The organism is Streptomyces griseoviridis (assembly GCF_005222485.1).
GTDB lineage: Bacteria > Actinomycetota > Actinomycetes > Streptomycetales > Streptomycetaceae > Streptomyces > Streptomyces hintoniae.
Map to the genome: position 1 here is coordinate 7,427,588 of NZ_CP029078.1, position 11,672 is coordinate 7,439,259.

Genomic DNA, 11,672 nt, shown 5'->3' on the forward strand with positions numbered 1-11,672 from the left:
CCTGTGCTGGATCGACGAGAGTGCCCGGCGGAAGGGGACAGCCATGTCACGCGCGGTCGGGATCGACCTCGGCACCACGAACTCCGTGGTCGCCGTGTTGGAGGGCGGCGACCCCACGGTCGTCGCCAACGCGGAGGGCGCCAGGACCACCCCGTCCGTGGTGGCCTTCGCGAAGAACGGTGAGGTGCTGGTCGGCGAGGTCGCCAAACGGCAGGCCGTGACGAACGTCGACCGCACCGCACGTTCCATGAAGCGGCACATGGGGGACGCCGGCTGGCGCTTCCCAGAGGAGGGCTCCGTCGACGGGACCCGCTACCGGGCGCAGGAGCTGTCCGCGCGCGTCCTGCAGAAACTGAAGCGGGACGCCGAGGCGTACCTCGGCGAGGACGTCACCGACGCCGTGATCACCGTGCCCGCCTACTTCGACGACTCCCAGCGGCAGGCCACCAAGGAGGCCGGTGAGGTCGCCGGCCTCAAGGTGCTGCGGATCATCAACGAGCCGACGGCCGCCGCACTCGCCTACGGCCTCGACCGCGGCGAGGAGCAGACGGTGCTCGTCTTCGACCTCGGCGGCGGCACCTTCGACGTGTCCCTCCTCGACATCGGCGACGGCGTCATCGAGGTCAAGGCCACCAACGGCGACACCCGCCTCGGCGGCGACGACTGGGACCAGCGGATCGTGGACTGGCTGGTCAAGACGTTCAAGGGGCAGTACGGCATCGACCTCGGCGCCGACCGGATGGCGGTGCAACGGCTGCGCGAGGGCGCCGAGAAGGCCAAGATCGAGCTGTCCAGCTCCACCGAGACGACGATCAACCTGCCGTACATCACCGCGTCCGCCGAAGGCCCCCTGCACCTCGACGAGAAGCTGACCAGGGCGCAGTTCCAGGAGCTGACCGCCGATCTCCTCGACCGCTGCACGGCACCGTTCCACCAGGCGGTCAAGGACGCGGGCGTGCCGCTCTCCGCGATCGACCACGTCATCCTGGTCGGCGGCTCCACCCGGATGCCCGCCGTCACCGAACTGGTCAAGGAACTCACCGGCAAGGACCCGCACAAGGGCGTCAACCCCGACGAGGTGGTGGCCGTCGGCGCGGCCCTCCAGGCCGGTGTCATCCGCGGCGACGTCAAGGACGTGCTGCTGCTCGACGTCACCCCGCTCTCCCTCGGCATCGAGACCAAGGGCGGCATCATGACGAAGCTGATCGAGCGCAACACCACGATCCCCACCCGGCGTTCGGAGATCTTCACCACCGCCGCCGACAACCAGCCCTCGGTCGGCATCCAGGTCTACCAGGGCGAACGCGAGATCGCCGCCTACAACAAGAAGCTCGGTGTCTTCGACCTCACCGGGCTGCCGCCCGCCCCGCGCGGCATCCCGCAGATCGAGGTCGCGTTCGACATCGACGCCAACGGGATCATGCACGTCTCCGCGAAGGACCTCGCCACCGGGCGCGAGCAGAAGATGACGGTGACCGGCGGCTCCGCCCTGCCCAAGGACGACATCGACCGCATGATGCGGGAGGCCGACCAGTACGCCGACGACGACCGCAGGCGCCGGGAGTCCGCCGAGACCCGCAACCAGGCCGAGCAACTCGTCTACCAGACCGAGAAGTTCGTCCAGGACAACGAGGACCGGGTCCCGGCCGACACCAGGGCGGAGGTCCAGGGCGCGGTCGACGAGGTCAAGACGCTTCTCGGCCAGACCGACACCGACACCGGCACGCTCCGCACGGCCGTCGACAGGCTCGCCGCCGTCAGCCAGCGGATGGGCCAGGCGATGTACGCCCAGACCCCGGGCGCCCCGGGCGGCGAGGAGGCCGGGGAACGGACGGCACCGCCCGCGGCGGACGACGACGAGGTCGTCGAGGCGGAGATCGTGGACGACGAACGCGACGGCGGCAAGGGCGGCACCGCGACCTGACCAGCCCGCCGAGACCGCCCCCTGACCCGCCCGGTTGACCCGCCCGCCGGGCCCTACTCCCGTGCTCCCGGCGACCGCCGGGGACCGGGGGGCCCTTCCTCGCTTGGAGGGCGGAGGGGGCCGACGGGGCCGGTGGGGCCGGTCGGGCCGACGGGCAGCGCCGCGCACACCGCGTCCAGCACGGACGCGTACGGGGTGCCGAACGCGGTGAGCCGGGCCCGCAGCCGCTCCAGGCCCGCGCGATGGTCGGTGAGCAGCCCGGTCTCACCGGTGCGGGCCGCCAACTCCAGTACAGCGGGCAGGAAGTCGGGCGGCTCCGCACCGGCGAACTCCAGCCCGTGCGCCCGATAGCGCGCCGCGTAGCGCGTCAGCGAAGGACCGTCCGTGCCGTCTGGGTCGTCCGTGCCGTCTGGGTCGTGCGTGGCGTCCGGCACCTCGTCGGTCCGCCACCGGCTCAGATACAGACTGTGCCGGGAGTCGAAGACCCGCGCGTAGTGCGCCGCCAGCTCCGCGGCCGGGGTGAGCGCCGCGTGGTCGGCGAACTCCCGCAACTGCGGCGCCGCCTCCCGCAGCAGCGGCAGCCTGGCCCGCAGATCGTCGTCGGGGCGGGTCAGACAGAGCGCGGCGGCCTGGTACAGCACGGCGTCCGACGGCATCAGCCCTCCTCGGGGTCGTCCGGCGCCCGGCGCCCGCCCGCTCTGTGTGTCCCGCTCACCCGCGCTCCCTCGCTCGGCCCGGCCCGGCCCGTGCCTCGACGCTAGGGCCGGGCCGGGGAGCGCACCTGTTCACGGCACCCGTACGGGTCAGGGCTTGCGGGCCACCCCCGCGTACACCGGCACCACGCCCTCCGCCTGCGCGGCCACGTCCTCCGGCTCGGGACGCCAGCCCGAGACCGGGATCACCCCGGGTCCCAGCAGGTCGAGGCCGGTGAAGAAGCGGTAGAACTCGGGCAGCGGGCGGGGATGGAAGGGGGTGCCGCCGCGCCGGAACAGCTCGGTCGCCCTGGCGATGGCCTCGGGGTTCAGGTCGGGGGTGACCTGGGAGAGGATCAGGAAGCTGCCCGGCGCGAGCGTCGACACGTACCGCGCGACCAGGCCGTGCGCGTCGTCGGTGTCGTCGTCCAGATAGTGGGTGAGCGCGACCAGGGACAGCGCGATCGGGCGGTCGAAGTCGAGGGACTCGGCGGCCAGCCGCAGGATGGTGTCCGGGTCGCGGACGTCGGCGTGCACGTAGTCGGTACCGCCCTCGGGGGTGCTCTGCAGGAGCGCCTCCGCGTGCCGCAGCACGATCGGGTCGTTGTCGACGTACACCACCCGGCACTCCGCCGCCGCGGTCTGCGCCACCTGGTGCAGGTTCGGCTCGGTCGGGATGCCGGTGCCGATGTCGAGGAACTGGCGGACGCCGGCCTCGGCGGCGGTCCGCACGGCGCGCCGCATGAACCGGCGGTTGGCGCGTGCCCCGCGCACCGCCGTGGGGTCGGCGGCCAGGATGCGGCGGGCCAGCTCCTCGTCGACCGGGTAGTTGTCCTTGCCGCCCAGCCACCAGTCGTAGACCCTGGCCGGGTGCGGGCGCCTGGTGTCGATGGGGGCGGGCCCCGCCGGGGCGGTGTCGGGTGCGGTCATGCGCTGACGTCTCCTCGGTGCTCGAACAGATGCCGACAGATGCCGATCGGAGGTCTTCGGAGGTCTTCGGAGGTCTTCGGAGGTCTTCGGATGTCTTCGGGAGCCGAGGGGGCCCGGTCTCAGAAGTTCTCGCGGTACTCGCGCAGGATCTTCCGGGTGCGCTGGGCCGAGGCGGCCCGAGCCGTCATGTGGTCGAGCACCTCCAGGTGCGCGGAGACCTCGTCCCGCGAGTCGAGGTAGAGGGCGCCGGTCAGGTACTCGGTGAACACCATGTCGGGCAGTTCGGGCTCGGCGAACCGGAACAGGGTGAACGGCGCGTACGTGCCCGGGTGCGGGCCGTCCGCGAACTCGGCGACCTGGATCGTTATCCGGTCCCGCTCGGCCAGGTCGAGCAGCTTGTCCAACTGGTCGCGCATCACCTCGCCGCGGATGCTCACCGGCCGCTTCAGCACCGTCTCGTCCATGATCACCCACAGGTGGGGCGGGTCCGCGCGGTCCAGCAGCCGCTGCCGGGTCATGCGCAGCGTCACATGGCGTTCCAGGGCCTCGGCGCCGGTCTGGCCGACCGTGCCGGTCTCCATCACGGCGCGCGCGTACTCCTCGGTCTGGAGCAGTCCCGGCACGAAGTGCGGCTCGTAGGAGCGGATGATCCGGGCGGCGCCCTCCAGGCTGACGTACAGGCTGAACCAGTCAGGCAGCACGTCGTGGAACCGCTGCCACCAGCCCGGCTGGTTCGCGTCCTCGGCCAGCGCGACGAAGTCGGCCGCCTCGTCGTCGGGGACGCCGTACGTGGTCAGCAGCACCTGCACGTACGGGATCTTCAGCGCGACCTCGGCCATCTCCATCCGCCGTACGGTCGCCGGAGCCACCCGCAGGACCTTGGCCGCCTCCTCACGCTTGAGGCCGGCCGCCTCCCGCAGCTCCTGAAGCCGCTTGCCGAGCACCACCTGCCCAACGGTGGGCGCGGGACGCCGCTCACTCACGTCACGCCTCCCCTACGCGCCGAAGTATGCGCGAAGCAGTGTGTCATGTTCCGCCGCCGGTCTCACCGTGGCCCCGGTGAGGCGAACGCCACGTCCGCGCGCGCATCCGCCCCGATCCCGGTCACCACGGCAGTCCCTGGAGGAAGGCGGCGGTCTCCCGGTCGGCGGGCAGCAGCGTCTCGACGGCGAGTTCGGCGACCGTCACGTCCATCGGGGTGTTGAAGGTCGAGATCGACGACACGAACGACAGCACCCGGCCCGCGTGCTCGATCCGCATCGGCAGCGCGAACCGCGCCGCGGGCGACGGCGGTTCGGGCGCGGGACCGGCCGGCTCGGACGGGGGAGCGGGGTAGGCGCGGACCTCGTCGTACAGCGCGCGCAGCGGCTCGGAGCGGGACAGCGCGATCTGGCGGCGCATCTGGTCGAGGAGATGCCCGCGCCACTCGTCGAGGTTGCGGATGCGCGGCGCGAGGCCCTCCGGGTGCAGGGTCAACCGCATGGTGTTCAGAGGCGGTTGGAGGAGGTGCTCGGCAACTCCGGTGAGCAGCGCGGCGATGGCCCCGTTGGCGGCGACCACGTCGTAGGAGGCGTCGACCACCAGCGCCGGGTAGGGCTCGTAGCACCGGATCAACCGCTCCAGCCCGTCGCGCAGCGCGCCGAGCGCCGGGTCGTCGAGCGGGGTCTGCGGGTAGCGCGGGGCGTAACCGGCGGCGAGGAGAAGGGCGTTGCGCTCACGGACCGGCACGTCGAGGTGGTCGGCGAGCCGCAGCACCATCTCCGCGCTCGGCCGGGAGCGGCCCGTCTCGACGAAGCTGATGTGCCGCGCGGACGACTCCGCGCGCAGCGCCAACTCCAGCTGGCTGACCCGCCGAAGCCGCCGCCAGCCCCGCAGCAGCGGCCCCACACCCGGCCCCGGTTCCGACGGCACGACGGCGAGGGGAGCGGGGGAGGCGTCTTTCGGCACGACTGCGGTCATGGGCTCGACGGTAACGGACGGGCCTGCGAGGGGAACGGGTGCGGCCGTTCGGCGTGACGGCGCGGGGTGGCGACCCGTTCCGCGTGACCGCGTGACCGCGTGACCGCGTGACCGCGTGACCGCGTGACCGCGTGACCGCGTGACCGCGTGACCGCGTGATCGCGTGATCGCGAGCAGCGGGCGCGGCCGTTCGGCGGTGCGCGGGATGTGGCAGGGGGCCCGGCCGTGCCCCGGGCGGTCTGGGCCGGGTGTCTGCTCCTGTGGCACGCTGGGAGGAGGCACCCCGTCGCTCGGGAAGGAGCGAGGCTCATGCCCCTCAAGGCCCTGTCGCGGCAGGAGGTCGACGCCCGGCTGGCCGAGCTGCCCGGCTGGTCCGTCGAAGGGGACCGGCTGACCCGCGCCTACGACCTGGGCAGCCACCTCGCGGCGGCCGCGCTGGTCGGCGACATCGCCCGCGTCCAGGACGAGCTTGACCACCACTCCGACCTCACCCTCGGCTACCGGACCGTCACCCTCGCGGTGAACACGCACAGCGCGGGCGACGCCGTCACCGAGGCGGACATCGCGCTCGCCCGCCGCGTGGAGGCGCTCGCGTCCGGCCACGGGGCGACGTGACCGGGTGCTCGACTACGACGAGGAAGCCATCGCGTACGACACCCTCCGGGGTGGTGAACCCCGGGCCTCCGCCGCCGCCGACGCCGTGCTGAGCCTGGTCCCCGAGCGGGCCGGGCGCCTCCTCGACGTGGCGTGCGGCACCGGCATCGTCACCCGGCGGCTCGCCGCGGCCAGGCCCGCGCTGCGGGTGACCGGCGTGGACCTGACGGACGGCATGGCCCGCAGGGCGGCCGCCCGGCTGCCCGGCGCCGTCGTCCGCGGCGACAGCAGGGCGCTGCCCTTTCCCGACGCCGTCTTCGACGCGGTCACCAGCGTCTGGCTGCTGCACCTGCTCGCGGGGCCCGCCGAGATGTCGGCGGTGATCGCCGAGTGCGCCCGGGTGCTGCGGCCCGGCGGGGTGTACGTCACCACCGTCGACAAGGCCGCCTCGCACGACGTCGGCAGCGACATCGACGCCGTCCTCGCGTCCCGGCCGCGCAGGCCGGCCACGGACGCGGCGGCGCTCGTCGAGGAGCACGCGCTCGCCCATCTGCTCCAGCCGGCCGGGCAGACGCGTTTCACCGGCCGAGGACAGGGCCGCAGCCCCCGCCGCACGGTCGCCGACCTGCGGCGCGGCTGGTTCACCACGCTCCCGCCCGGCGACCCGGCGGCGGAGCCGTTCGCGGCCCGGCTCGCCGCCCTCCCCGACCAGGAACGGCCGCGCCCCGACCCGGAGTTCATTCTGCGGGCGTTCCGGAAGCAGCCCCGGACCGAGCGGCGGCCCTGACCCCGGCGCGCCCCCGGGACCGTCGCCGCGACGTGGCTGGAAATCGCGGCAACGCACCCGGCCACGGCGGCGACCGAGAGGCGGAATCCGTCCGTCCTCTCTGGAGGTCCGTCCCGTGCAGCACCCGCATCCGCACGCGTACCCGCACGCCCGTCCGCCCCGCAGGCGCCGCGCCGCCCTGTCCGCCCTGACCGCGGCGACGGCCCTGGTGGCCGCCGGGCTCACCGCCCTCGGCACCGGCACCGCCGAGGCCGCCACCGCACGGCAGGTCGAGGCCCTCGACCGGGGTGTCGTCAGCGTCCACACCGACAGCGGCAACCTGATCAGCTGGCGCTGGCTCGGCACCGACCCCGACGCCGTCTCCTTCAACGTCTACCGGGCCGGCACGAAGGTCAACGCGACCCCGATCACCGGCTCGACCAACTACTTCCACTCCGGAGCGCCCAACTCGGCCGACTACACGGTCCGCGCCGTCGTGGGCGGCGTCGAACAGGGCGACTCCGTACACGCGATCCAGTTCCGCACCGGCTACAAGGACGTGCCGATCAGCCCGCCGGCCGGCGGCACCACGCCCGACGGGGTGGCCTACACCTACGAGGCGAACGACGCCTCGGTGGGCGACCTCGACGGGGACGGCCAACTGGAGTTCGTCCTCAAGTGGCAGCCCACCAACGCCAAGGACAACTCCCAGTCCGGCTACACCGGCAACACCGTCGTCGACGGCGTCAAGCTCGACGGCACCCGGCTCTGGCGGATCGACCTGGGCCGCAACATCCGCTCGGGCGCCCACTACACGCAGTTCCAGGTGTACGACTACGACGGCGACGGCAAGGCCGAGGTCGCCATGAAGACCGCCGACGCGAGCGTCGACGGCACCGGCGCGGTGATCGGCAACGCCTCCGCCGACTACCGCAACTCCAGCGGCTACGTGCTGTCCGGACCCGAGTACCTGACCATGTTCAACGGGCAGACGGGCAAGGCGATGGGCACCGTCGACTACGTCCCCGCGCGCGGCACGGTGTCGTCGTGGGGCGACTCCTACGGCAACCGCGTGGACCGCTTCCTGGCCGGCACCGCCTACCTCGACGGCGCCCGCCCGTCGCTCGTCATGGCGCGCGGCTACTACACCAGGACCGTCATCGCGGCCTGGGACTGGCGCGGCGGCGCCTTCACCCGCCGCTGGACCTTCGACACCAACTCCTCGACCAACACCGGCAAGGGGTACGACGGCCAGGGCAACCACCAACTGGCCGTCGCGGACGTCGACGCCGACGGCAAGGACGAGATCGTGTACGGCGCGATGGCCGTCGACGACAACGGCAACGCGCTGTGGACCACCAAGAACGGCCACGGCGACGCGATGCACGTCGGCGACCTCGACCCGGCACGGGCCGGGCTCGAGGTGTTCAAGGTCGACGAGGACAGCTCCAAGCCCGCGTCCTACCTGGCCGACGCCCGCACCGGCGCGGTCGTCTGGTCCACGCCCGCCAATGGCGACAACGGCCGGGGCGTCGCCGGGGACATCTGGGCGGGCAGCGCCGGCGCCGAGTCGTGGTCGTCGGCCGACAGCGGGGTCCGCAACCCCAAGGGCACGGTGGTCGCCTCCCGCAAGCCGTCCAGCACCAACTTCCTCTCCTGGTGGGACGGTGACACCGTCCGCGAACTCCTGGACGCCACCCACATCGACAAGTACGGCACCTCGGCCGACACCCGGCTGCTGACCGGCTCGGGCGTCCACTCCAACAACGGCACCAAGGCGACGCCGTCGCTCTCCGGGGACATCCTCGGCGACTGGCGCGAGGAGGTCGTCTGGCCGACGACCGACAACACGGCCCTGCGGATCTACTCCACGCCGTACGAGACCGGCACCCGCATCACCACGCTCCTGCACGACACGACCTACCGCACGGCCCTGGCGTGGCAGAACACCGCCTACAACCAGCCGCCGCACCCGAGTTTCTTCATCGGGGACGGGATGGCCACCGCCCCGCGGCCCACGGTGTACACGCCGTAGCACCCGCGCGGACGACGAGGGCGCGTACCGGACTCCGGTACGCGCCCTCCCCGTTCAGCCGACCGCGCAGGTCTGGCCGCCGAGTGTGAACGACGCCGGTCTCGCGTTGGTGCCCGACCAACTGCCCGTGAACCCGAAGGCCACCGAGGAGCCCGCGGCCACGTTCGCGTTCCACGCCACGTTCTTCGCCGTCACCGCCGTGCCCGACTGGGTGAAGTCGGCGTTCCACAGGCTGCTGATCCGCTGGCCGTTCGTGAAGGACCAGCCGAGCGACCACGAACTCCACGCCGAGGTACCGGTGTTGGAGAGCTGCACATCGGCCTGGAAGCCGTCCGCCCACTGGTTGGTGATCTTGTAGGTCACCGCGCAGGCGCCGGTCGGCGTCGGGTCGGTGCCTCCGCCGCCGTCGCCCCCGCCGCCTCCGCCGCCGGTGTCCGACGTGTCGCCGTAGACCACGCCCCGGCCGTTGGTCGACACGTACACCCGGCCGTAGACCCGCGGGTCCCCGGTGATCGCGCCGCCGGTCCACCCCCACTGGTGGGCGTCGTCGTTGATCCGGGTCCAGGTCGCGCCCTTGTCGGTGGACCGGAAGATGCCCCGGACCCCGCCGATCTTCGCGCTGGTGAACAGCGTCTGGTAGGAGGCGCCGGTGGCCGCCTTGCCGAAGCCGATGGTGTCGGCCTGCTCGACGCCCGACAGCTTGGTGAAGCTCGCGCCGCCGTCGGTCGAGTGCCAGAGGCCGTACGCGCCGTCGCTCGCCCCGCCGGCCAGCCAGACGTCGCCCTTGGTGCCGGGCAGCGCCTTGAAGCGCACGCTGTCCCCGGCGGGCAGCCCGGTCGCGGCGGAGGCGGTGAAGGTCGCGCCGCCGTCCGAACTGACGTAGAACTTGCCCGACTTGAAGCCGTAGAAGGTCTTCGCGTCGACCCGGTCGGCCTCCACGACCGCGCCCGCCGGAATACCGGAGGACGCCGACCAGGAGGAGCCGAAGCCGGTCGTGTACTGCACCCCGGTGCCGGCCGGGCTCCAGACGAACCGGCCGCCGTCCGCCGCGGCGGCCACCGTGCCGCCGCCGCTGACGCCCGAAGGGTCGCTGCCCGCGAACCAGTTGGCGCCGTTGTCCGTCGAGAAGGCGATGTGCGGACCGGAGTCGAGGTCACCGGTCCGCACGACGGTGCTGGGGTTGGACTCGGCGAAGTCCAGGCTGGTCGTCGAGGTGAAGGTGGGGGAGGTGAACATCATCGAGGGGACCTTGGTGAGGTCCGTGTGCCGGAAGCCGCCGATGTCCCCGAGGGCGCTGAGCAGTGGGGCGCCGGACGGCGGCGACGCCAGGTCGTTGACCGCCGTCTCCTCCAGGCCCTGCACCATCGGCTTCACCGTGAAGGTGCCCCCGCTGTCCCACTTGGTGAGGTTCTCGGTGCCGTACAGCGTGGCGCCCGTGCCGTACATCATGCGGTCCGAGTTGAACGGGTCGATCTCCAGGGACTCCGTCATCCACCCCAGTTTCGGGGTCTGTTCGGGCGGCTGCGGGTTCGCGCCGAAGGTCAGCCACGGGGACGACGACACGTCCATCGTGTAGCGGTTGGACCGGTTCGGGTACGACGTGTAGTCCCACGCCTTCGTCCAGGTGGAACCGCTGTCCGTGGAGCGGAAGATCTGGGTCTCCGGCCACCAGGAGCTGTACGCCGTCGCCATCACCGTGCCCGGATGCTGCCGGTCCACGGTCAGGCCGCTGAAGCCGTAGTAGGTGTCCGCCTCCGCGACCGGGCTGATGTTCGTCCAGCTCCCGCTCGCCGTCGCGTACCGCCAGACCTGGCCCTTGCCGCCGTCGTACGGGCCGCCCTTGTCGCTGTAGGCGAGGTACAGGTAGCCGTTTTTCGCGTCGAGGACGCCCTTGTGGGCGAGGTATCCGGTGGGCTGTCCCGCCACCCGGCTCCAGGTCGCGCCCGCGTCCGTCGAGCGGTACACGGAGTTCGCGGTGTCGGCGACCCCGACGTACACCGTCCTCGTGGCGTTGCCCGAGGTGCCGGTGGACTCGTCGAAGGTGACCCAGACGATGCCCTGGTTGTCGGAGGCGTAGCCGCTGGTGTCGCTCGGATCCTGCACGTAGGTACCGACGTTGGGGAAGTTCGTCACCTGCGACCAGGTGACCCCGGAGTCCGTCGAACGCCACAGGCCCTTGCCGCTGGGCGCCCCCAGGTACAGCACGCTGTCCTTGTTCGGGTCGACGGCCAGCCGCTCGCCCATGCCCCGGCCCGGCATGTTGCCGCCCAGCTTGAACGGCAGGTCCGTCTTCTGCCAGCTCGCGCCCCGGTTCGAGGAGCGCAGCACGGCCCCGTTGGTGGGGTCCCAGCTGTTGGTGTACGTGCCGACCGCCGCGTACACCTTGTCGGGCGCCACCGGGTCGGAGGCCAGACTCACCACCCCGGTGTGCCCCCAGTCGGCCCACCCCACCGAGTCGAGCAGCGGCGTCCAGGTCTTCGTCGCCTCCTGCCACCGGTAGGCGCCGCCGATGTCGGTGCGCGCGTAGGCGAGGTTCTTCTCCGTGCGGTTGAAGACGATCCCGGGGACGAATCCGCCCCCGTCGATCCGGGCGTTCTTCCAGGTGTACGTGTCGGCCGCGAGCGCCGTGGGGGCGGGGCTCTCGGCCGCGAGCGCGGGCGGGGTACCGGCCAGCAGACCGGCCGCGAGCGCCAGCACCGCCGTGAGAATGCGGGTTCTTCGCACGGTACGGGTCCTTCCTCGTTCGAGGGGGGAAACGCGATGCCGGGCGGC

At 72.4% G+C, this 11,672-nt stretch carries 9 protein-coding genes; 4 read left to right on the top strand and 5 right to left on the bottom strand.

The features are described from left to right. Positions 1-43 precede the first annotated feature (43 nt). The gene (dnaK, locus tag DDJ31_RS32205; protein WP_127176897.1) at positions 44-1,924 is read left to right on the top strand and encodes a molecular chaperone DnaK; all 1,881 of its coding nucleotides are present in this window, start codon (positions 44-46) and stop codon (positions 1,922-1,924) included. A gap of 53 nt (positions 1,925-1,977) precedes the next feature. Here the strand turns inward: dnaK and DDJ31_RS32210 are convergent, their stop codons facing one another. The 4 genes from DDJ31_RS32210 to DDJ31_RS32225 all read right to left on the bottom strand — a co-directional run bounded on the left by DDJ31_RS32210 (position 1,978) and on the right by DDJ31_RS32225 (position 5,505). After that, positions 1,978-2,580, bottom strand: coding sequence for a nitrate reductase molybdenum cofactor assembly chaperone (locus tag DDJ31_RS32210; protein WP_127176896.1), 603 nt, complete (start codon positions 2,578-2,580; stop codon positions 1,978-1,980). A 147-nt stretch (positions 2,581-2,727) separates the two neighbouring features. Continuing rightward, the gene (locus tag DDJ31_RS32215) at positions 2,728-3,546 is read right to left on the bottom strand and encodes an SAM-dependent methyltransferase (protein ID WP_127176895.1); all 819 of its coding nucleotides are present in this window, start codon (positions 3,544-3,546) and stop codon (positions 2,728-2,730) included. A 119-nt stretch (positions 3,547-3,665) separates the two neighbouring features. Continuing rightward, positions 3,666-4,529: a helix-turn-helix domain-containing protein gene (locus DDJ31_RS32220; protein WP_127176894.1), complete on the bottom strand. Its 864-nt coding sequence runs from the start codon at positions 4,527-4,529 to the stop codon at positions 3,666-3,668. Between the two features lie 121 nt (positions 4,530-4,650). After that, positions 4,651-5,505, bottom strand: a complete 855-nt coding sequence (locus DDJ31_RS32225) for a helix-turn-helix domain-containing protein (RefSeq protein WP_127176893.1) — start codon at positions 5,503-5,505, stop codon at positions 4,651-4,653. Between the two features lie 309 nt (positions 5,506-5,814). On the opposite strand from DDJ31_RS32225, the gene DDJ31_RS32230 reads away from it, so the two are divergent. The 3 genes from DDJ31_RS32230 to DDJ31_RS32240 all read left to right on the top strand — a co-directional run bounded on the left by DDJ31_RS32230 (position 5,815) and on the right by DDJ31_RS32240 (position 8,900). Beyond that, positions 5,815-6,120: a 4a-hydroxytetrahydrobiopterin dehydratase gene (locus DDJ31_RS32230; RefSeq protein WP_127176891.1), complete on the top strand. Its 306-nt coding sequence runs from the start codon at positions 5,815-5,817 to the stop codon at positions 6,118-6,120. 4 nt (positions 6,121-6,124) lie between these two features. Beyond that, entirely contained in the window at positions 6,125-6,886 is a 762-nt protein-coding gene (locus tag DDJ31_RS32235; protein WP_127176890.1) for a class I SAM-dependent methyltransferase, read from the top strand. A gap of 115 nt (positions 6,887-7,001) precedes the next feature. Further along, positions 7,002-8,900 carry a rhamnogalacturonan lyase gene (locus tag DDJ31_RS32240; RefSeq protein ID WP_127176889.1) on the top strand — a complete coding sequence of 633 codons (1,899 nt, stop codon included), beginning with the start codon at positions 7,002-7,004 and terminating at the stop codon, positions 8,898-8,900. Positions 8,901-8,954: 54 nt separating this feature from the next. On the opposite strand, the gene DDJ31_RS32245 is transcribed toward DDJ31_RS32240, so the two are convergent. Continuing rightward, positions 8,955-11,624, bottom strand: coding sequence for a cellulose binding domain-containing protein (locus tag DDJ31_RS32245; protein ID WP_127176888.1), 2,670 nt, complete (start codon positions 11,622-11,624; stop codon positions 8,955-8,957). Positions 11,625-11,672: the final 48 nt, after the last annotated feature.

What these genes read in the sequence shown, in the direction of transcription:
- dnaK (WP_127176897.1), top strand. Translation starts at nt 44, where the DNA reads ATGTCACGCGCGGTCGGGATCGACCTCGGCACCACGAACTCCGTGGTC.
- DDJ31_RS32210 (WP_127176896.1), bottom strand. Translation starts at nt 2,580, where the DNA reads ATGCCGTCGGACGCCGTGCTGTACCAGGCCGCCGCGCTCTGTCTGACC.
- DDJ31_RS32215 (WP_127176895.1), bottom strand. Translation starts at nt 3,546, where the DNA reads ATGACCGCACCCGACACCGCCCCGGCGGGGCCCGCCCCCATCGACACC.
- DDJ31_RS32225 (WP_127176893.1), bottom strand. Translation starts at nt 5,505, where the DNA reads ATGACCGCAGTCGTGCCGAAAGACGCCTCCCCCGCTCCCCTCGCCGTC.
- DDJ31_RS32230 (WP_127176891.1), top strand. Translation starts at nt 5,815, where the DNA reads ATGCCCCTCAAGGCCCTGTCGCGGCAGGAGGTCGACGCCCGGCTGGCC.